This is a genomic window from Nocardia sputi, assembly GCF_023501985.1.
The window spans coordinates 339488-361114 of sequence record NZ_JAMFLC010000005.1 but is presented as its reverse complement, the minus strand read 5'-3'; the positions used below and the strand labels follow the sequence as shown (position 1 = coordinate 361114).

Here is a 21627-nt window from a genome sequence, read left to right as displayed (position 1 = left end):
CCGCGTGCGGCGACATGGAATGATCGGGACATGTCTCGGCCACGCCCGCTTCCGAACGACCCGATCGAGGAGGCCCACCGTCAGTGGGTCGGCCACGGCTGGGGCGATGTCGCCGACGGCATGGCCGCGGTGACGTCGCTGGTGCGGGCGCAGCAGATCGTGATGGCGCGGGTGGACGAGGCGCTCAAACCCACCGGATTGACCTTCTCCCGCTACGAACTGCTCAGGCTGCTCAGTTTCAGCAAGACCGGGGCGTTGCCGATGGCGAAGGCCAGCGCGCGGTTGCAGGTGCACCCCACCAGCGTGACCAACACCGTGGATCGGCTGGAGGCGGCGCAGCTCGTCGGGCGCGTACCGCATCCCAGCGACCGGCGCGCCACCCTGATCGAGATCACCGACGCCGGGCGGGAATTGGTGGCGAAGGCGACCGAGGAACTCAACGCGAAAGTCTTCGCGCGGCCCGGGCTCGCGCCGGAACGGCTGCATACTCTCCTGCAATTGCTCGCCGAATTCCGACACGCAGCGGGCGACTTCGACACGGCGGAGGGAACAGCGCGCTGGTCGGCAACGGCCCCAGAGTGATTCGACGTACCGGTCGGTCGCATACTCGATCGAGCGGAGCATGCGGTGACCTCCGGGCACACCACCGGCGAATTGCCTGGCATGCCGTCTTGGCAGCGGAGGGGAAAGGGTCCACCATGTAAACCATGGTGCTGGTCTTGGGGGTATCGGCGGGCGCTGGCGGCGCCCACGCGATGCTGACACACTCCGATCAGCCACACCTACCCCCGATCGATCGCTGCGAAGTGCCGCGACGAGCCGGCGGTGGTGTCGAGGAACCGGTCTTCCAGGCGATCCACCGGATGAACGGCGCCGCCGACCGGCGCGACGAGCTGATCTCGGGAACGGCGGTGACCTGCCGCTGTCCGCTTCACGCCGACGCCATCCGCGCCGGCGTGGGCGGACGCGGCGTGACCATCGTCGACGAACCGCTCGCCCAGCTGCGCTATCTGCGCTTCACCGGCCGGCTTCCGGACAGCGGCTCGGTGATCCTCTACGACCTCGGCAGCTCGGGGCTGACCATCACCCATGCCGATTGCCGCACCGACACGATCCTGTCCAGCAAGCGCAGCACAGTACTCGGTGGCGACGGCTACGACGCGTTGTTGCGATGGCGGCTGGCCCGCGACGGCGTACTGGCCGACACGCAGGCCATTCGGCGGCACCGGGAAGAACTGAGCGAGGCCAGGGTGGTCACCGCGATCGACAACGACACCGGAGAACGGGCCGTCGTCACCCGAAGCGACCTGGCCGAGCTGTGCGCGGCGGGCATCCACCACTCCGCGTCGTTCGTGCGCCAGATTATCGACGAGACCGGCGTGCGACCGGAGGCTCTCGTGCTGCTCGGCGGCTGCACCCGAAACCCCGATATTCGCGCCGAACTCACCGAACTTATCGACCTGCCGGTCATCTACGACCCCGAACCCGACTTCGTCTCCGCGCGCGGCGCCTTGCTGCTGGCCGCCGAACGACGGGGCGGCGACGTCCGGATGGCGCGGATGCGAGCCGGAGCCACGCTGGTCCCGGTCACCGTCGACCGGCGCAAGCTCTTCGCGGCGGCCGCGGTCACCGTCGCGCTCGGAGCCACCATCGCAGGCCTGCTCGCAACGGAGAAGGACGCACCCCCGCCGGAAGGAGACAGGGTGTCCACGCCCGCGCAGATCGTCGCGCCCACACCGGGGCCCTTCGGCTGACCCGCGACGGGTGCGCCCGGCCGAACGGATCGGCCGGGCGGTACCGACGTCAGCGGTTGGTGAACTTCGCGGGACGCTTCTCGACGAAGGCGCTCATGCCTTCCTTCTGGTCCTCGATCGCGAACAGCGAGTGGAAGACCCGGCGTTCGAATCGCAGGCCCTCGGCGAGGGTCGTCTCGAACGAGCGGTTCACCGCCTCCTTGGCGATCATCGCGACCGGCAGCGACATCGACGCGATGGTCTCGGCCACCTCGAGGGCGGTGTCGAGCAGTTGCGCGGCGGGCACGATGCGCGAGACCAGCCCCGCCCGCTCGGCCTCCTCGGCATCCATGTTGCGGCCGGTGAGCACCAGGTCCATGGCCTTGGCCTTGCCGATCGCGCGGGTCAGGCGCTGCGAGCCGCCGATGCCGGGGATGACGCCCAGCTTGATTTCCGGCTGCCCGAACTTCGCGGTGTCGGCCGCGATCAGGATGTCACAGATCATGGCCAGCTCACAGCCGCCACCCAGCGCGTAGCCCGCGACGGCGGCGATGGTGGGCTTGCGGAACTGCGCCAGCCGATCCCAGCGGGCGAAGAAGTCGTCCATGAACATGTCCATGTACGACTTGGGCTGCATCTCCTTGATGTCGGCGCCCGCCGCGAAAGCCCGCTCCGAGCCGGTGATCACGATGGCCCCGATCTCGTCGTCGTGCTCGAGCTCGTCGAGCGCGGCGATGACGTCATCGAGGACCTGTGCGTTCAGTGCGTTCAGCGCCTTCGGGCGGTTCAGCGTGATCCAGCCGACCCGGCCCTTGCGTTCCAGCAGAATCGTCTCGAACTCACGCCCGCCCGTCGCCCGGCCGTCGCCCCCCACGGAATCGCTCTGCGATGCGTTCATCCCTCATGCACCCTCTTGGTCGGAACGGTTACGGATATCGGTGACGATAGCCGAGAAGTCCCGTCCGGCATCCGTCTGGTTGAAGCGGTCGTAGATCACGGCGGCGAGCAGACCGAGCTGCCCGTCGACGTTGTTCTCGCGCAGTGCGTTCGCGGCCAGACCCAGGTCTTTCGACATCAGCGCCGTTGCGAAACCGGGCTGGTAGTCGTTGTTGGCGGGACTGGCCGGTACCGGGCCGGGCACCGGGCAATAGCTGGTCAGCGCCCAGCTCTGGCCGGAGGCGGTGGAGACCACGTCGAAGAACGACTGATGACTCAGCCCCAGCTTCTCACCCAGCACCAGCGACTCCGACAGCGCGATCATCGAGATGCCGAGCAGCATGTTGTTGCAGATCTTCGCCGCCTGCCCGACACCGGAGCCGCCGCAGTGCACGACCTTGCCGCCCATCACCTCGAGCACTCCGAGCGCGTCGGCGAAGTCCTCGGCGGCGCCGCCGACCATGAAGGTCAGCGTGCCCGCCGCCGCGCCCGCCACGCCGCCGGAAACCGGGGCGTCCAGCGCACGGTGGCCCGCGGCGGTGGCGCGTTCGGCCGCGGCCTTGGCATCGGCCACGTCGATGGTGGAGCAGTCGACGAACAGCGTGCCCGGCGCGGCGACCGGGAGCAGCTCGGCGTACACGTCGAGGACGAGTTTGCCGTTGGGCAGCATGGTGATCACGGTGTCGGCGGCGGCGGCCTCGGTGGCCGAGCCGACCACGATCGCGCCGTCCCGCTCGGCCTGCTCCCGCGCCGCGGGCACCGGGTCGAAGGCGAGCACCTCGTAGCCCGCCCGCACCAGGTTGGCCGCCATCGGCCCGCCCATGTGGCCGAGGCCGAGGAAACCGATTCGCTTGCTCATCACGACACCTCCGGGGTCACCAGACCCAGCTCTCGATCGCCCAACTCGGCGAAGTATGCGTCCACCTGCGCGTCCGTGACCGCCTCCAGGGTCGCGGGCGACCACCGCGGGTCGCGGTCCTTGTCGATGACTTGGGCGCGGATGCCCTCGACCAGATCGTGCGAGGCCAGCGCCGCGATGGACACCCGGTACTCCTCGTTCAGCACCGCCTCCAGGCTCGGCGCGGTGCGCGCCGATCGCAGCGAGCGCAACGTGACCTTCAACGCGACCGGCGATTTCGCCAGGATCTCGGCGGCCGCCGCCTGTGCCCGCGCGGCTTCGTGCGCCTGGAGCCGAGCCACGATCTCCTCGACGGAGTCGGCGCGATAGCAGGCGTCGATCCAGCCCTGCCCGGCCACCAACTCCGATTCCGGTGCGTCCGTGGCGAACTTGGCGATCGCGATGTCGGCGCTCTCCGAGCGCAGCGTCTCCAGCAGCGCGGGCAGATCATCGGAGGCGACGAAGTAGTCCGCGAAGCCCGCCGCGATGGCGTCCCCCGCGTTCATGCGCGCGGTGGTCAGCGCCACGTGCGTGCCGATCTCACCCGGGGTGCGGGCGAGCAGGTAGGTGCCGCCGACGTCCGGGACGAAGCCGATGCCGACCTCGGGCATGCCGATTCTCGACCGCTCGGTGACGATGCGGTGGCTGCCGTGCCCGGAAAGCCCGACGCCGCCGCCCATCACGATGCCGTCCATGATCACCACGTAGGGCTTCGGGTAGCGGCCGATCAGGGCGTTGAGGACGTACTCGTCGCGCCAGAACCGTCCGGTCGCCGAATCCGCGGTGGTGGCACCGCTTTTCGCGTCGGCGTGAATGGCGACGATGTCGCCGCCCGCGCACAGGCCGCGCTCACCCGCGCCGGTGACGACCACGGTGCGCACCGCGTCGTCGTCGGCCCACGTGCGCAGCGCGTCGGTGATGGCAAGGGCCATCGAGTGATTCAGCGCGTTGATGGCCTTGGGCCGGTTCAGCGTGATCAGGCCGAGCCCGTCGCGCTGTTCGAGCAAAATCTCTGGTTCGCTCATGCTGTGTCCTTTCTCGCACGAGCGGGGCCCTGCGTGGTCACGCTGCGCTGCCGCCTCCGGGCCTGACCGCTCATGCCGTAACTTCCGGCGGCACGAGCGGGGCCCTGCGTGGTCACGCTGCGCTGCCGCCTCCAGGCCTGACCGCTCATGCCGTAACTTCCGGCGGCACGAGCGGGGCCCTGCGTGGTCACGCTGCGCTGCCGCCTCCAGGCCTGACCGCTCATGCCGCTCCTACCAGTGCGCGGGCGACGACTACCCGCATGATTTCGTTGGTGCCCTCGAGGATCTGGTGCACGCGCAGATCCCGGACGATCTTCTCCAAGCCGTACTCCGACAGGTAGCCGTAGCCGCCGTGCAGTTGCAGGGCCTTGTTGGCCACCTCGAAGCCCGCGTCGGTGGCGAAGCGCTTCGCCATCGCGCACAGCTCCACCTTGTCCGGCGCGTCGGCGTCCAGCGCCGACGCGGCGCGCCACAGCAGCGTGCGGGCGGCCTCCAATTCCGTTCGCATATCGGCGAGTTCGAATTGCAGCGCCTGATTGCGCAGCAGCGGTTTGCCGAACGCGTTGCGCTCGGCGAGGTAGGGCACCGTCTTGTCCAGCGCCGCCTGCGCGCCGCCGACCGAGCACGCGGCGATGTTGAGCCTGCCGCCGTTGAGGCCGTTCATCGCGATGCGGAAACCGTCGCCCTCCGCGCCGAGCCGGTTGGCCGCCGGGATGCGCGCGTCGGAGAAGATCACCTGACGGGTCGGTTGCGCGTTCCAGCCCATCTTCTTCTCGTTGGCCCCCACGGAGACGCCGGGCGTGTCGGCGGGCACGATGAACGCCGAGATCCCGCGTGCCCCCGCGTCACCGGTCCGCGCCATGACGACGTAGACATCGGTGGCGCCGGCTCCGGAGATGAACTGCTTGACGCCGTTGAAGACGTAGTCGTCGCCGTCGCGAACGGCCCTGGTGCTCAATGCCGCCGCGTCGGAGCCGACACCCGGCTCGGTCAGCGCGTAGCTGGACAGCAGTTCCATCGCGGTCAGCCGCGGCAGCCAGCGGTTGCGCTGGTCGTCGTCGCCGTAGCGGTCGATCATCCACGTCGCCATGTTGTGGATGGAGATGTAGGCGGCGATGGCCGGGCAGCCGGTGGCCAGTTGCTCGAAGATGCGCACGGCGTCGAGCCTGCGCAGCCCCGAACCGCCCACGTCCTCGCGCACGTAGATGCCGCCGAGGCCGAGCGGGCCCGCCTTGCGCAGCACGTCCACGGGGAAATGCTTCTGCTCGTCCCATTCCAGCGCGTTCGGGGCGAGGAATTCGTCGGCGAAGCCGCGCGCGGTGTCGCGGATCGCCTTCTCGTCATCGTCGAGTGTGAACATCGCTCAGTCCATCGTCGGGATGACGAAGGCGTTGCTCTCCTTCAGGCCGGAAGGCCAGCGCTGCGTCACCGTCTTGGTCTTGGTGTAGAAGCGGATGGAATCCGGGCCGTGCTGGTTCAGGTCGCCGAAGCCGGAACGCTTCCAGCCGCCGAAGGTGTAGTAGGCGATCGGCACCGGGATCGGCACGTTGATGCCGACCATGCCGACCTGCACGCGCGCGGCGAAGTCGCGGGCGGTGTCGCCGTCGCGGGTGAAGATCGCGACGCCGTTGCCGTACTCGTGCTCGTTGGCCAGCCGCAAACCCTCTTCGTAGTCCTTGGCGCGCACCACGCTGAGCACCGGGCCGAAGATCTCCTCGCGATAGATCCGCATCTGCGGCGTCACCTTGTCGAACAGCGTCGCGCCGACGAAGTAGCCGTCCTCTGCGCCTTCCACGACCAGGCCGCGGCCGTCCACCACCAGCTCGGCCCCCTCATCGATGCCGATCTGGACGTAGTTGTTCACCCGGTTCACGCCGTCCTGGCCGACCAGCGGCCCGTAGTCGGCGCCGGGGTCGTCGGAACGGCCGACGTTGAGCTTGTGCACCCGCTCGGTCAGCTTCGCCACCAGGCGGTCGGCGGTCTCCTCGCCGACCGGGACGGCCACCGAGATCGCCATGCAGCGCTCGCCGGCCGAACCGTAGCCCGCGCCGATCAGCTGGTCGGCGACGTCGTCGAGGTCGGCGTCCGGCATGACGATCGCGTGGTTCTTCGCGCCGCCGAAGCACTGGGCGCGCTTGCCGTTGGCGGTCGCGGTCTCGTAGATGTACTGCGCGATGGGCGTCGAACCGACGAAGCCGACGGCCTTGACGCGCGGATCGTGCAGCAGTGTGTCGACGGCTTCTTTGTCGCCGTTGACCACGTTGAACACACCGGCGGGCAGACCCGCCTCGAGGAACAGCTCGGCCAGCCGCAGCGGCACCGAGGGGTCGCGCTCGGAGGGCTTGAGCACGAACGCGTTGCCGGTGGCCAGCGCGGGACCGGCCTTCCACAGCGGGATCATGGCCGGAAAGTTGAACGGGGTGATGCCCGCGACCACGCCGAGCGGCTGGCGCATCGAGTACACGTCGATGCCGGTGCCCGCGCCCTCGGTGTACTCGCCCTTGAGCAGGTGCGGGATGCCGGTGGCGAATTCGATGACCTCCAGGCCGCGCTGGATGTCACCCTTCGCGTCGGGGATGGTCTTGCCGTGCTCGGAGGACAGCAGGGCGGCCAGCGAATCCATCTCGTCCTGCACCAGGGTCAGGAACTTCATCAGTACGCGCGCCCGCTTCTGCGGGTTGAACGCGGCCCACACCGGCTGCGCCGCCTCGGCGTTCGCGATCACCGCCTCGACCTCGGATTTGCTCGCCAGCGGCACCCGCGCCTGCACCTGACCGAGGTTGGGATCGAAGACGTCGCCGAAGTTGCCGGACTTGCCCGGCACATGCTGTCCGCCGATGAAATGGGTGAGTTCGCGAACCATGCCAGTCCTGTTCTCGTAGCCGATGGGGACACCGCCGAAGCGGTATGCGGTCATCCTATAGTTGGATGTCCAAGTATTCGTACAGCCGCGAGCGTGATGTGATTCATCCCACGCCTCCACGGCCCGCCTGGTCCGACACGCCGAGCCGTTCCCCCGCCCATTCGGCGGACGCGCGCGGCAATCCACGTCGCTCGCGGGCTATGCCTTCGATAGCGGAACAGCCGGATCGTCGCCCTTTGCCCGCCGCGGTCGTGCGAGGCGGAACGCGCCCGAAGCGAGCGTGATCGCGCCGATCGCGACGACCACCGCCGCCGCGCCGAGCGAGTCGTCGGTCCAATCCGAGACCGCCTGACCTGCCGCCAGCGCGATGGCCGCACCGCCCCCGAGAACCAGCACCGCCGTCCGCTGGGTCGCGTACAGCGCGAAGCAGACCAGCGCCACCAGCGCTGTGGTCGAGTAGGCCGAGGTCCGGCCATCGATCTCGAGACTCTGCGCGGCGGCGACCGAAGTGACGATCGCGACCAGGTATCCGACCCGGATGTCGACCACGGCGCCCATCCGCGTCAACGCGAACCACGCGGCACCGAGCAACAACACCGCCGCGCTACCCCAGATGTCATCGAGACCGATCAGCTCGGTCAGGACCCCCGCGACGGCCGCGGGCACGAAGCAGGCACAAACGAGCAGTCCCACGACCGAGGGCAGCGCGAGGTAACCGAGTACCGCGATCACCGCTCCCGCCGCGCACGCGAAAACCCAGGCGGCGTCGGATTGTCCACCCTCGAGCGCCGTGCCGACAGACCCGGCGAGCGCGACGGCGCCCAGCGCGAAGAGCACGGCCGCCAGCCTGGCGCGCGCACTGTTCGCGCTCGCGCGGCTGGACGACAACCCCGTGAGCAGAACGCCTCCCAGGAGCAGGCCCGCCGCCACGACGGCGAGCACGCCCACCCGGACCGGCCGCCCGAGATCATCCCAGGACGAGGCCGCCACCAGGAAGATCCCTCCGAACAACAGGCCGGCGCCGACGTAGGCCGCGATCTCGGCGAGCACCTTTCCGCGCGCGGCCGCCGCCGCCTGCTCGGCGGCGAGCGCCGCGACCACGGCATCGGCCTGGTCCCGGGTCAGCACGCCCTCGGCGACCAGCCGCCCTACCGCGGTCCTCGTCCTGTCGTCGCTCGCCATGCGCCCAGTATGTCCGAGTCGGCCGCCCGGACAACACAATCGCCCTCGGCGCGAATGGGCGAACCCGCACGCCGGTCGGATGTTCGAGCTACCGCCGGGCGATACGACGCAGGCGCGCGCACGTCGCACGACCGGCAGCCGAAGCGCCTCGGCCGTCCGCGCTGCTGGCGATGTGATCACAGTCACCGTACGATTAGTTTGACGTCCTAGTATCGGGCGACAATGGAATCCCCGGAGGAATCCCGTGGCCGACAGCAGCGCGCTCTACGCACCCACTCATCCCGTTCGCTTCGTCACCTCGGCGGCCCTGTTCGACGGGCACGACGCGGCGATCAACATCATGCGCCGCATCCTGCAGAGCCAGGGCGCCGAAGTGATCCACCTAGGCCACAACCGCTCGGTCACCGAGGTCGTCGACGCCGTGCTCACCGAGGACGTCCAGGGTGTCGCGGTCAGCTCCTATCAGGGCGGCCACGTCGAGTACTTCGAATACCTGGCGGACGCCTTACGGAAGGCCGGAGCCGGGCACGTGCGGATCTTCGGCGGCGGCGGTGGCGTGATCGTCGCGGAGGAGATCGCGCGACTGGCCGGATCCGGCGTGACCATCTTCTCCCCCGAGGACGGACAGCGACTCGGCCTGCCGGGCATGATCAACCAACTGATCCGCGCCTGCGATATCGACCTCGCGGCCGAGCCGCCGGTGGCGGACGCGGTGCTCGCCGGCGAGCGCGCCGCCTTGGCTCGCGCCATCACCTGCCTGCAAGCGAACACCCTGCCGGAGACCGACCGGCAGAAGCTGGCCGACGCCGCGGCGGCGCGGACCGTGCCGGTGCTCGGCATCACCGGTACGGGCGGGTCCGGAAAGTCGTCGCTCACCGACGAATTGGTCCGCAGGCTGCGTTCCGACCAGCAGGACAAGCCGCGGGTCGCGATCCTCGCGGTGGACCCGACCCGCCGCCGCGGGGGCGGCGCGCTGCTCGGTGACCGCATCCGGATGAACGTCCTCGACGGCGACCACGTCTTCTTCCGCTCGCTGGCCACCCGCGGTGGACGGGAGCTGCCCGACAACATCGACCTCATCCTGACCGCCTGCAAGGCCGCCGGATACGACCTGGTGATCCTGGAGACACCCGGCATCGGCCAGGGCGACGCCGCGGTGACCGACCACGTCGACGTGTCGATGTACGTGATGACGCCCGAGTTCGGCGCCGCCTCCCAGCTGGAGAAGATCGACATGCTGGACTACGCGGACGTCGTGGCGATCAACAAGTTCGAGCGCCGCGGCGCCGCGGACGCGCTGCGCGACGTGGCCCGGCAGCTGATCCGCAACCGGGAGGAGTTCCACGCCGCCCCGGAGGACATGCCGGTCTTCGGCACCAGCGCGGCGACGTTCAACGACGACGGGGTGACGGCGCTCTACCAGCACCTGACCGGGTTGCTCGCCGACCACGGCCTGCGACTGGAGCCCGGCGCGCTGCCCCGTGTGGATACCCGCACGTCCACGCGCTTCGCCCAGCTCATACCGCCCGCGCGGGTGCGCTACCTGGCCGAGATCGCCGAGACGGTGCGCGGCTACCACGCCGAGACCGCCGCCCAAGTCGTCGCCGGGGGGCGGCTGCAACGCCTGGAGCAAGTGGCAGCCGAGCTACCCCACGACACCGCCGTCGCCGAACTGGCCGAACGCGCCCGCGCCGACCTGACCCCCGCGAACGCCGCGCTGCTGGCCGAGTGGCCCGCGCTCGCCGAGTCCTATCGCGGCGACGAGCAGGTAGTACGGGTGCGCGATCGGGAGATCCACACTCCGCTGCGCCGGGAGACGCTGTCCGGCAACTCGATTCCGCGCGTCGCCCTGCCCCGTTACACCGATCACGGTGAACTGCTTCGCTTCCTGCGCGCCGAGAACCTACCCGGCCGATTCCCGTTCACGGCGGGCGTGTTCGCGTTCAAACGCGACAACGAGGACCCGGCGCGGATGTTCGCTGGCGAAGGCGATCCGTTCCGCACCAACCGCCGGTTCAAGGTGCTCAGCGAGCATTCCGACGCGAAAAGGCTGTCCACCGCGTTCGATTCGGTGACGCTCTACGGGCACGATCCGGCCGAGCGTCCCGACATCTACGGAAAGGTCGGCACGTCCGGGGTGTCGATCGCCTCGCTCGACGACATGAAGGTGCTCTACGACGGTTTCGATCTCGCCGCGCCCACCACGTCGGTGTCGATGACCATCAACGGCCCCGCGCCGACCATCCTGGCCTACTTCCTCAACACCGCCATCGATCAGGCGCTGGACCGCTTCACGGCGGAGCAGGGGCGGCCGCCCACCGACGCCGAGGCATCCGAGTTGCGCGCCCGGACGCTGGCCACGGTGCGCGGCACGGTGCAGGCCGACATCCTCAAGGAGGATCAGGGCCAGAACACCTGCATCTTCTCCACCGAATTCAGTCTGCGCATGATGGCCGACATCCAGGAATGGTTCGTGCGCAACGGCGTCCGCAATTTCTACTCGGTGTCGATCTCCGGCTACCACATCGCCGAGGCGGGCGCGAACCCGATCAGCCAGCTGGCCTTCACCCTGGCCAATGGATTCACCTACGTGGAGGCGTATCTCGCGCGCGGCATGCACATCGATGACTTCGCGCCGAACCTGTCGTTCTTCTTCTCCAACGGAATGGACCCGGAGTACTCGGTGATCGGCCGGGTGGCCCGCCGTATCTGGGCGGTCGCCATGCGCGACCGCTACGGCGCCAACGAACGGTCGCAGAAGCTGAAGTACCACATCCAGACCTCCGGCCGGTCGCTGCACGCCCAAGAGATGAACTTCAACGACATCCGCACCACGCTGCAAGCTCTGATCGCGATCTACGACAACTGCAACAGCCTGCACACCAACGCCTACGACGAAGCGGTCACCACCCCGACCGAGGATTCGGTGCGCCGCGCGCTGGCCATCCAGCTCATCATCAACCGGGAGTGGGGGGTGGCGATGAACGAGAATCCGCTCCAGGGCAGCTTCCTGGTCGACGAGCTCACCGATCTGGTCGAAGAGGCCGTGCTGGCCGAGTTCGACCGGATCAGCGAACGCGGCGGCGTGCTCGGCGCGATGGAGACCGGCTACCAGCGCGGCAAGATCCAGGACGAATCGATGCGCTACGAGCAGCGCAAACACGACGGTTCGCTGCCGATCATCGGGGTGAACACCTTCCGCAACTCCCACGACGAACCCCAGCGGGTGCTGGAGCTGGCGCGTGGCACCGAAGCGGAGAAACAGTCCCAATTGCGGCGGGTCCGCGAGTTCCAGCAGCGCAACCGCGATGCCGCCCATGCCGCCCTGGCCCGGCTCGAAGCGGTCGCCCGCACCGACGACAACATCTTCGAGGTCCTGATGGACGCCGCCCGCGTGTGCACGCTGCAGCAGATCACCGACACGTTCTTCACCGTCGGCGGTCAGTACCGCCGCAATGTGTGAGCGGTCGCTCGCGCATCTTCGAGCACCCGATACGGCGTCGCCCGGTGGCCCGGCTCGCGCTCGCGGGCAGGGGCCCGCGACCGAGGATTGGGCCGAACTCGCCGAGCGATCCCGCTCCGGGTGTTTTCGAGCCCACCGCGCGCGGGCATGTGACAATCGCCGAGCAAACCTTCGGCGCGGTTGGGACGGCAGACATGGATCTCTCGGGCATTCGGATCATCGACGCACACATCCACCAGTGGGATCCGTTCACCACACCGCGAGATTTCAGCGTCCTGGCGAAGATGTTCCGCCTGCTGCCGGTGCCGGTGGACGCGGCGAAGCGCCTCGCACCGCGGCGGGACCGGCAGTTCGTCGGTGATCCGGCCGCCTACCTGCGGCCCTACTTGCCGTTCGACTACCGCGCCGACGCGGGGAACGCACCGGTCGAGGTGGTCGCGCACATCGAGGTCGAATGGTCACAGCCGGGCCCGCTCGGGAAGGCCGGGGAGACCGCGTGGGTGGCAGGCCTGCCGCTGGAGACGGCGCCACGACTCGGGGCGATCCTCGCAGGCGGCGACCCGGCCGACCCGGGGTTCGCCGAGTTGCTCGACGCGCACGCGGCCGCGTCGCCGCTGCTGCGCGGCATCCGCACCATGGTCGCCCACCATCCCGATCCCGGCGTGCGGTCGTTCACCGACGCGCCCGGCAAACTGACCACCAAGGAGTTCCTCGACGGATTCGCGCGCCTGGCCGAGCGCGGCCTGTCCTTCGAAGCGTGGGTGTACTCGCACGCCATTCCCGACGTCACCGCGCTGGCCGAACGCTATCCCGAGGTGCCGATAGTGCTGGACCACCTGGGCACGCCCGCGGGGATCTTCGGCGGCGTCGGCAAACACACCGGCACCAATCCCGGACTGCGCAGGCAGCTGTTGGTGCGGTGGCGCGACGATCTCGCCGCACTCGCCGCGCGCCCGAACGTGGTCGCGAAGGTGAGCGGGCTGATGATGCCGATCCTCGGCCACCCGATTCCACCGCGGGGCACCTCGACGCCCGTGCCGCAGCTGCTCGACCGGATCGGCCCACTGGTCGAGCACGCCTTGGAAGTCTTCGGCGCGGACCGACTCATCTGGGGTTCGAATTTCCCCGTGGACAAGCCGGTCACCAGCATCGCGAACAGTATCGAGGCGATCGCGACGGCTGTCACCGGCCACGGCGGCGGGCGCGCGGAACTCGAGCGGGTCTTCCGCACCACCGCGCAGCGGGTGTACCGGATCGCGGACTGAGACGGTCCCACTTCGGGGCCGGGCGATCATGTCGGTGCCCGTGGCTAGGATCTGCCGCGTGAAAGCGACCGGCACCTTCTCCGTGAGTTCCTTCGTCCCGGCCGAAGTGGCCCCCGATTCGACGATCACCACCGCGCTACCGGTGGGCGTCGCCATCATCGCCAAGCAGTTCCACGGCGGGATCGAGGGCCGCTCGTCGACGGTCTTCACCTCCGCGTTCGACCAGGCCACCGGCGTGGGCAGCTACGTGGCCATGGAGTCGTTCGATGGCGCCCTCGGCGGCGTCTCGGGCGCCTTCAACTTCCTGCATGTCGCGAGCACCACCGGCTCCGACCGGACCAACGAGTTCTGCGCAATCGTCCCCAGCAGCGGCACCGGCGGCCTCGCGGGGATCACGGGCACCGGCGGGCTCAGCGTGGACGCCGACGGCACCCACCGCATCTGGTTCGACTACGAACTCGGCTGAGCCGCGCGAGCCAGTCGCGCGGTGAGCGTGCCGCGAGCGGTCGCCAGTGACGGCCCGTACCAGGTGAGAGCGCGACCCTCCACCAACGCGACCGGAATCCCCGCGAACGCGTCCGGCCCGTCGGATTCGGTGAAGACGTACGGCTCGTCGGGAAGCACTGCCAACTCGACACCCGCGGTCAACTCTTCCTCGCTGACGCGCGGATAGCGATCGGGGCGATCGGCGTGCACCAGCCGCAGGCCCAGGCGATGGGCGATGTCGCCGGTGAACGTGTCCCGCCCGACGACCATCCACGGGTTGCGCCAGATCGGGATCACGGCGGCACGAGGCGGTGCCGGTGGCGGTGGCTTCCAGGCGGTTTCGGCCTCGGCCAGCCACGCCGGGACCTCGACACCCAGCGCTTCCACGCAGAGCCGGGCGAGCGAGGCGATGGCGTCGTCGACCGTCTCTATTTCGGTGACCCACACCGGGATCCCCGCCGCGCGCAGGCGTTCGACATCGATGCGGCGGTTCTCCTCTTTGTTGCACAGCACCAAGTCGGGAGCGAGTTCGACGATGCGCCGCACGTCAGGGTTCTTCGTGCCGCGAACCCGCTCGACCGCCAAATCGGCCGGGTGCGTGCACCATCGCGTGGCGGCAACCAGGACCTCGGGACAGGTGAGTGCCACCGCCTCGGTCAGTGACGGAACGAGCGACACCACCCGGCGCGGCGGTGTGCGCACGTCCACGGGAGTTGCGAGGTCGTCGCGAGGCAATCCGGCCCACGGACTATTCCCTGCCACGCTGTCAGCCTATAACAGAACATCCGCGCTGCTCGGTGCCCTTTTCGAGCACGAAGAGGGGCTGTGTGGCAGTCGGCGGTTCACCGCCGAGTTCGGCGCAAGGGCAGTGCCAAGGCGCTCCTGGGGCAGTTCCGTGCCGGGTTGCGCGGCAGGAGAATTGATATCGGCACCCGGCGTCGGGAAGTCTCCGGTCCCTTCGCTCCGCCGGAATCGATCCCGCCCCGACAGACCGGCGGTAACCGACAGCCTCGATGCTGGGTGCCAACCAACGTCAGCGGTCGAACAGCCGATAGACAGCGGTGAGTTCACGCAGACCGGTCGCGGCGACCGTCTCGTCGGCCGAGGTCATCCGCAAGGCTTTGCGCAGCAGCACGGGATCCAGATCCTCCGGCGCCGGGCGGAATTCGACGGCGGGCAGGTCGGGCAGAGCAGCGTGCTCGCCGTACGGGTCGTCGGAAACGGGTGATCGCGGCTCGCGCTCGATGCCGCCGATGAGTGTGTCCAGGTCGAGTCCCCGCAGGGTGAGGATCTCTCGCGGGCGTTCGTCGAGTCGCTCGGCCAGTAGGTAGCAGACCGCGGCCACGTGCTTGCACGGCCAGCCCGGGTCGGGGCAGGTGCAGGAGAAATCCAGGTCCGCCGCCGTGCTCGGCAGCAGCAGCGGCCCCAACCCCGTCGGCAACGCGCCCGAGGCGATCTCGGCGAGCATGCCCGGAGCCGAACGAATGGTCTCGATGAGCAACTCGAGTTCGTCCTCGCGCAGCGGGCGCACAGTGAACACCGCTGTGAACGGGCGCGGTTGACTGCCTTGAACTTCCGCGGTCACCGCGCCCGGCTCGATCCGGTAGTTCACGACCTGGCCGGACCTGGCGTAATTGCGGCCGCGCGCCAGCCGGCCCGGCTCCGCCATCCGCTCGACCGCTTCCACCAGCGCCTTACCCCACCAGGTGCGACCGAAGCCGCCGCGCAGGCTGCGTGCTGGGACTCCGCCGCGCACCGGCAGCTTCTTCCCGTACTCGGAGTAGTCGACGAAACTCATTCACCCACCGCCGCCGCGCCGAGGGTGAACAGGTCGCGCAGTTCGTCGGTGCTCAGTTCGGTGATCCAATTCTCCCCCGCACCGACGGCCAGATCGGCGAGTTGCCGCTTTCCGTTGATCATCTCGTCGATCCGCTCCTCGATCGTGTCTACACAGACCAGCTTGCGTACCTGCACGTTGCGTCGCTGACCGATACGGAAGGCGCGGTCGGTGGCCTGGTTCTCCACCGCGGGATTCCACCAGCGGTCCAAGTGGATCACGTGGTTGGCGGCGGTGAGATTGATTCCGGTGCCACCCGCTTTGAGCGATAACAACATCAGCGGCGGTCCGTCCGGCGCCTGGAATCCGGCGACCATCGCGTCGCGCTTCTTCTTCGGCACGCCACCGTGCAGAAACGGGATCTGCGCTCCGAACCGCTCCGCCAGATAGGGCGCGACCAGCTCCCCGAACTCCCGGAATTGCGTGAACAGCAGAGCCTTCTCGCCGTCGGCCAGCACCGCGTCCACTACGTCTTCGACGAGGGCGAGCTTGCCGGAGCGGTGCGCCCCTCGGTGCAGCACACCCGACCCGTCGCCCAGGAAATGCGCCGGATGGTTGCACACCTGCTTGAGCCGGGTGAGCGCACCGAGCACGGCGCCTTTGCGCGCCATCCCTTCGGCATCCTTGATCTTGGCCAGCATGTCGTCCACCACCGCCTGATAGAGCGCGGCCTGCTCGACGGTGAGATTGGCCCGCACCGTCATCTCGAGTTTGTCCGGCAGGTCGCTGATCACCGTGGGGTCGGTCTTCACGCGCCGCAGCACGAACGGCTGGGTGAGCCAGCGCAGGCGGCTGATCGCGTTCTGGTCGCGTTCTCGTTCGATGGGCACCGCGAAGCGGGCGCGGAACGACTGTGGACTGCCGAGCACCTTCGGCATCGCGAAATCCATGATCGAGCGCAGTTCTTCCAACCGGTTCTCCACCGGAGTGCCGGTGAGCGCCAACCGATGCCGCGCCCGCAGCGACCGCGCCGCCCGCGCCTGCCGCGTTCCGGCGTTCTTGATGTGCTGCGCTTCGTCCAAGACGACGCGGTTCCACTGCTGCTTGCCGAGTTCCTCGGCGTCGCGGACGAGCAGCGCGTAGGTGGTGATCACCAGATCCGCGGCGGCGACCGTCTCGTCGAGTTCGGCGCCGGTCCGCCGTCCCGCGCCGTGGTGCACCCACACCCGCAGGTCGGGGGCGAAGCGTTCCGCCTCGCGCTGCCAGTTGCCGACCACCGACATCGGGCACACGAGCAAGGTGGGGCCCGGCTCAGCAGCATCGGGCGTAACGGTCGGCGACGAGTTCTCGCGCTCGTGTACCAGCAACGCGAGCACCTGAACGGTTTTGCCGAGTCCCATGTCGTCGGCCAGGATTCCACCGCACCCCATCCGGCTCATCGTGACCAGCCAGGACAGGCCGCGTTCCTGGTACGGGCGCAGCTCGGCCTTCAGGCCGACGGGCGGGGCGACCGCCGCCGGCTCGTGCGTGCGGTCGAGCAGGTCGGCCGCCCACCCCGAGGCCGTGACGTCGGTGATCGGCACCTGCGGCACGCGCGAGACCGCGATCTCGCCGAGCATGTCCGCGAAGGTGACCGGCGAGTCGTCGGCATGCGCGGCGACATACCGGGCCGCCGCGGCCAGCGCCTTGTGATCGGCCTGCACCCACTGACCGCGCAGCTGGACCAGATCGGATTTGCCGCGCACCAGGCGTTGCATCTCGGCCGCGGTCAACACCATGTCGCCGAGCGCGAGCTCCCACCGGTAGGAGACCAGGCCACGCAGACCGACCGCGCTCTCCGCCGCGGGCACCGCACTGTCCACGCGCAGCCGCATACTCGGTTCGGCGACGCTCCACGCGCGCGGCAGCAGCAACTGGACTCCGGCGGCGTGCAGGGCGTGCGCGCCGTGCGCCACCAGGTCCAGCACCACCTCGGTGGGCAACAGCAGATCCAGGCTGCGCGGATCGCTCGGCAGGTCGCGCAGCCTCGGATACGCGCGCTGCGCCGCGCCGAGCTTGTCCACGGCGATCCGTATCAGATTCGGATCTTCCTGCAAGACAACCGTTTTCGGCGCCTCACCGGTGACCCGCAGGCAGACCTCCAGTCGCCACAGCGCCACCCCATCGTCGGCCACGCCGATCTCGCCGTCCGGTTCCAGCAGGCGCAGCACCAGCTCCGGCTCGTCACCGGTCAGACTGGCCCGCCAGCGCTCCAGCACCTCCGCGACCTGGTAGCTGCCGTTGTCCAGCGCGGTGTCGCCCACCAGCGCGGCCAGCAACGGATGCGACGCGCCCGGCGGGTCGGCCAGCGCCCGCGCGATCGGATCGGTGAGTTCGGTGACCATATCGTCGAGCAGCGCGCCCGGACGCCCGGCCACCCGCAGGGCCTGCGGCATGGCGACCGCCAGTTCGGCCAGCCACGCACGTTGCCGCTCCCCGCCGACCAGCCGCCAGCGCACCCACCACTGCCCGTCCTCCCTGCGCAGCTCCGGCACGACCCGCCCGGCGCGCACCCAGCGTTCGATGCCATGGGCGACGTGCGCGAGGAAACGCAGATCGCCCGACACCAGCTCGGCGGGAAGCCGCTGCCGAAGGGCCTCGGCCGCCGCCACGGGGGCCAGGGCGTGCGCACGCACCCGCTCGGTAGCGGTGACGCCGCCCGCGACGACCAAGACTTCGGCCCGGTGCCGGAATTTCGACGCCCGCAGCACGCGGCCCAGCGGATCGGGAAGCTCGGCGGACGCGGCAGCGACCGGCGAGTCGTGCCAGAGCAGCAACCCGGATCCCGGCGACCACAGTCCGTGCAGCATCAACCCATCCAAGCAGGCGGCCCCGACACGCCCGCGCACCCCGTGGTCGGCAGGATCGTCGAGCAGTTCGATCGGGGTGGCCGGAACGCGCCGAACGTGACCACCGCACCGAGCCGTCACACCGCGCCGACGTCCGGGTTTCCACGCCGAGAACACCCGACCGGCGCGCCTTCGGCCCGGTCGAACCGACTCCGCTGCCGTGGCACGAGCACCGGATGTCACCCGAGGCGGCACGAGCGGGACTCGCCGCCTGCCGTCAGCCGGGACGGTGCAGGTCCTTCGGGATGTCGTACCGATGATCCATGCGAAACCCCCAGTTCAGGAGCAGTATGGACGGTACCGACAGTGTGCTGGACCACGCGAATTCGAGGTGGACCACGTGTACCGGGAAGACATCGCAATGTCGCGGCCGGACGAATGGACGTGTCACTACCGATCGGCGCCGGTTCGGCACATACTGGGTTATTCGCAGGTCATCGCAGAGAAACCGCAGCTTGGTGTCGAGGAAGCGGAGGAAGCAGCATGACGATCCTGCTCCAGGTTCTCGAGCAGAGCTTCACACCGACGACCGCGTGGGAACGGCGCAAGTGGACCTTCGTGCACGCCGACAAGATCGTCGGCATGCGGCTCGACGGGCAGTGCGGCGTATGGCTGGACCTGTCGCGGCCCGGGGAATCCCAGTGCCTGGCCCGCACCACCCACCCGAGCGAGGCGATCACGTTCCTGCTCACCACGTTCGCCAAGATCGCCGAATGCGAGGAGCAGGGCGGCTCGTGGCTGATCGGGCACGACGGCACGCATATCGAGTCGATCGCGGCCACTCGGTTCCCGCCCCGGGCGAGCGAGGTCACCGACGACGATCTCCTGGCCCGCGCCTGGCTGTAGGTCCCCCGCTGGTCAGCTACCTGTCGCGACCGGTCGTTTCGGATCGTTCGACCATTGCGACCACGACCCGGGATACAAGGCCGCCTCCACTCCCACGATGGCGAGGGCCGCGACCTGGTGCGCCGCTGTCACGCCGGAACCGCAGTACACGGCCACCGGCCCGGACCCGAAACCGGCGAAACGATCGCGCAATTGCTCCACTGCGCGGAAGCGGCCCTTGGCATCGAGATTGTCGGCGGTCGGCGCGCTCAGTGCGCCGGGTATGTGGCCGGCGCGGGGGTCGATCGGCTCCACGTCACCGCGGAAACGCTCCGCGGCCCGGGCATCCAGGAGTACGCCCTTCCAGCGAGCCGCCGCGTCGGCATCGATCACCGGCAGATGGCCGGGGCTCAGGTCGACGTCGCCGGGCTCGGGATCGGGTTCGGCGCCGGTCGCGACGGGTTCACCCGCCTCGATCCAGCCGGGCAGCCCGCCGTCGAGAATGCGCACGTCCGCGACACCCGCCCAGCGCAGCAGCCACCAGGCTCGGGCGGCGGCCATGCCACCGGTGGCGTCGTAGACGACCACGGGATCGCCGTTGCGCAGACCCCAACTGCGCGCGCACTTCTCCAACTGCGCGAGGTCCGGCAAGGGATGCCTGCCGCGCGCGGGTGAGGGCGGCGCGGCCAGTTCGATCTCCAGGTCGACGAACACCGCACCCGGGATGTGGCCTGCGAGATAGTGCTGCGGCCCGTCCGGGTCGCCCAGCGCCCATCGGACATCCAGTAGGTGAAGCCGCTTGTCCGCCAAGGCGTCCCGAAGCTCTCCCGGTGAGATCAGTACCGCGCTCAACTCAGCTCCTCGTCCCGAATCGCGTCCTCGCGCACCGACTCCCCTACCCTACGCATCCGGATGTGCCGATGTCGCCATACTCTCGTGTCCCATGTCACCCGCCGGTCCAAGTCAGGCCAGTTTCCGGGCACTGGCAGGCGACACGCCCGCGTGACCAGGGGCAATATCCGACCGGTGTCGAATGTTTCCACCGACCCCACCCCCGTGACGCGGGAACCCGAACGGTCGAAGACCGGGCTACTGCCCCCGCTGGGCGCGGGCGCGGTGACGGCGCTCGTCGGTTTCACCAGCTCGTTCGCGGTGGTGCTGAGCGGATTGACCGCGGTGGGAGCGAGTCCCGCCCAAGCCGCGTCGGGCCTGCTCGCGCTGTGCCTCACGCAGGCGGTCGGCATGATGGCGCTGAGTTACCGCTACCGGATGCCGATCACGCTGGCCTGGTCCACGCCCGGCGCGGCGCTGCTGGCCGGGACCGGCGCGGTGGCGGGCGGCTGGCCCGCCGCGATCGGGGCGTTCGTGGTCGCGGGGGCGCTGATCGTGGTCACCGGACTGTGGCAGCGGCTGGGCACGCTGGTCGCCGCGATCCCGGTGGAGATAGCACAGGCCATGCTGGCCGGTGTGCTACTGCCGTTGTGCCTGGCTCCGGTCCGGGCCGTGCAGACCAGTCCGGCGGTGGTGGTGCCGGTGATCCTGGTCTGGCTCGTGCTGCAACGGTATGCCCAGCGCTGGGCCGTGATCGCCGCGTTCGCGACCGCGGCGCTCGGCGCCGCGATCAGCATCATGGCGCAGCACCGGCACCTCGACGTGGCCGCGATGGCCCCGCGGCTGGAACTGACGCTGCCGCACTGGAGCTGGCAAGCGCTGATCGGCGTCGCGATCCCGCTCTACGTCGTGACCATGGCGTCGCAGAACATCCCGGGGACCGCGGTACTGGCCTCGTTCGACTACCGGGTGCCCTGGCGCGCGGCGATGACCGTCACCGGTCTCGGCACCGTCGCCGGGGCGCCCGCGGGCGGGCACGCGATCAACCTCGCCGCCATCAGCGCCGCGCTCTCGGCAGCCCCCGCCGCGCATCCGGACCCGAAGCGGCGCTGGATCGCGGCGTTCACCACGGGCGTGATGTATCTGGCCCTAGCGCTGGGTTCGGCCGCCCTGGTGACGTTGATCGCGACCGCTCCGGCGGGAACGCTGGAAACCGTCGCCGGCCTGGCCCTGCTGGCGACCCTGGCGGCGGCGCTCGGCGCGGCACTGCGCTCCGAGCACCGCGAGGCAGGCGTCGTGACCTTCGTGATCGCCGCCTCCGGGGTCGGGTTCGCCGGCATCGGCGCCGCTTTCTGGGCGCTGCTCGCCGGGCTCGTGGTGCGCAAAGTGCTGCCTCGGTCGCAATGAGCCCGGCCGAGGAAGTGCGTCCACGGCTCACCGGGTCGAGCGAAGGCT

17 protein-coding genes are annotated in these 21627 nt (G+C 69.5%); 7 read left to right on the top strand and 10 right to left on the bottom strand.

Translation table 11 applies throughout. The features are described 5' to 3' along the window. Positions 1-30 precede the first annotated feature (30 nt). Both M8859_RS10920 and M8859_RS10915 read left to right on the top strand, forming a co-directional pair. Positions 31-582: a MarR family winged helix-turn-helix transcriptional regulator gene (locus tag M8859_RS10920; protein WP_249644170.1), complete on the top strand. Its 552-nt coding sequence runs from the start codon at positions 31-33 to the stop codon at positions 580-582. 125 nt (positions 583-707) lie between these two features. Beyond that, positions 708-1754 carry a DUF7159 family protein gene (locus tag M8859_RS10915; protein WP_159930674.1) on the top strand — a complete coding sequence of 349 codons (1047 nt, stop codon included), beginning with the start codon at positions 708-710 and terminating at the stop codon, positions 1752-1754. 49 nt (positions 1755-1803) lie between these two features. On the opposite strand, the gene M8859_RS10910 is transcribed toward M8859_RS10915, so the two are convergent. The 6 genes from M8859_RS10910 to M8859_RS10885 form a co-directional block, all read right to left on the bottom strand. Continuing rightward, positions 1804-2631, bottom strand: a complete 828-nt coding sequence (locus M8859_RS10910; RefSeq protein ID WP_159930675.1) for an enoyl-CoA hydratase — start codon at positions 2629-2631, stop codon at positions 1804-1806. Between the two features lie 3 nt (positions 2632-2634). Then, entirely contained in the window at positions 2635-3528 is an 894-nt protein-coding gene (gene mmsB / locus M8859_RS10905) for a 3-hydroxyisobutyrate dehydrogenase (protein WP_249644169.1), read from the bottom strand. Further along, complete coding sequence (locus M8859_RS10900) at positions 3528-4592, bottom strand: enoyl-CoA hydratase/isomerase family protein (protein ID WP_249644168.1); 1065 nt, start codon at positions 4590-4592, stop codon at positions 3528-3530. Before M8859_RS10900 ends, mmsB begins: the two co-directional genes overlap by 1 nt. A gap of 220 nt (positions 4593-4812) precedes the next feature. Further along, on the bottom strand, positions 4813-5952 hold the full coding sequence (locus tag M8859_RS10895; protein ID WP_159930363.1) for an isobutyryl-CoA dehydrogenase: 1140 nt from the start codon (positions 5950-5952) through the stop codon (positions 4813-4815). A 3-nt stretch (positions 5953-5955) separates the two neighbouring features. After that, positions 5956-7455 carry a CoA-acylating methylmalonate-semialdehyde dehydrogenase gene (locus M8859_RS10890; protein ID WP_159930398.1) on the bottom strand — a complete coding sequence of 500 codons (1500 nt, stop codon included), beginning with the start codon at positions 7453-7455 and terminating at the stop codon, positions 5956-5958. A 198-nt stretch (positions 7456-7653) separates the two neighbouring features. After that, positions 7654-8637 carry a DUF2157 domain-containing protein gene (locus tag M8859_RS10885; protein WP_159930364.1) on the bottom strand — a complete coding sequence of 328 codons (984 nt, stop codon included), beginning with the start codon at positions 8635-8637 and terminating at the stop codon, positions 7654-7656. 244 nt (positions 8638-8881) lie between these two features. Between M8859_RS10885 and icmF the strand changes: the two genes are divergently transcribed. From icmF to M8859_RS10870, 3 genes are all read left to right on the top strand, one after another. Continuing rightward, positions 8882-12100 (top strand): fused isobutyryl-CoA mutase/GTPase IcmF, encoded by a 3219-nt coding sequence (gene icmF, locus M8859_RS10880; protein WP_249644167.1) that lies wholly within the window; start codon positions 8882-8884, stop codon positions 12098-12100. A 194-nt stretch (positions 12101-12294) separates the two neighbouring features. Continuing rightward, a complete protein-coding gene (locus M8859_RS10875) occupies positions 12295-13365 on the top strand; it encodes an amidohydrolase family protein (protein WP_159930366.1) in 1071 nt (356 codons plus the stop codon). A 58-nt stretch (positions 13366-13423) separates the two neighbouring features. After that, complete coding sequence (locus M8859_RS10870) at positions 13424-13831, top strand: DUF3224 domain-containing protein (protein ID WP_195071598.1); 408 nt, start codon at positions 13424-13426, stop codon at positions 13829-13831. On the opposite strand, the gene M8859_RS10865 is transcribed toward M8859_RS10870, so the two are convergent. From M8859_RS10865 to M8859_RS10855, 3 genes are all read right to left on the bottom strand, one after another. Then, on the bottom strand, positions 13816-14613 hold the full coding sequence (locus tag M8859_RS10865) for a helical backbone metal receptor (RefSeq protein WP_249644166.1): 798 nt from the start codon (positions 14611-14613) through the stop codon (positions 13816-13818). The genes M8859_RS10870 and M8859_RS10865 overlap by 16 nt on opposite strands. A 271-nt stretch (positions 14614-14884) precedes the next feature. Continuing rightward, positions 14885-15649: an SWIM zinc finger family protein gene (locus M8859_RS10860; RefSeq protein ID WP_159930368.1), complete on the bottom strand. Its 765-nt coding sequence runs from the start codon at positions 15647-15649 to the stop codon at positions 14885-14887. After that, positions 15646-18477, bottom strand: coding sequence for a DEAD/DEAH box helicase (locus M8859_RS10855; protein ID WP_159930369.1), 2832 nt, complete (start codon positions 18475-18477; stop codon positions 15646-15648). Before M8859_RS10855 ends, M8859_RS10860 begins: the two co-directional genes overlap by 4 nt. Positions 18478-18999: 522 nt before the next feature. Here M8859_RS10855 and M8859_RS10850 point away from each other — a divergent pair. After that, complete coding sequence (locus M8859_RS10850; RefSeq protein ID WP_159930370.1) at positions 19000-19362, top strand: hypothetical protein; 363 nt, start codon at positions 19000-19002, stop codon at positions 19360-19362. Positions 19363-19374: 12 nt separating this feature from the next. Here M8859_RS10850 and M8859_RS10845 read toward each other — a convergent pair whose 3' ends face one another. Further along, positions 19375-20181, bottom strand: a complete 807-nt coding sequence (locus M8859_RS10845) for a sulfurtransferase (RefSeq protein WP_201295403.1) — start codon at positions 20179-20181, stop codon at positions 19375-19377. 216 nt (positions 20182-20397) lie between these two features. On the opposite strand from M8859_RS10845, the gene M8859_RS10840 reads away from it, so the two are divergent. Next, positions 20398-21579: a benzoate/H(+) symporter BenE family transporter gene (locus tag M8859_RS10840; RefSeq protein ID WP_223521578.1), complete on the top strand. Its 1182-nt coding sequence runs from the start codon at positions 20398-20400 to the stop codon at positions 21577-21579. Positions 21580-21627 lie beyond the last annotated feature (48 nt).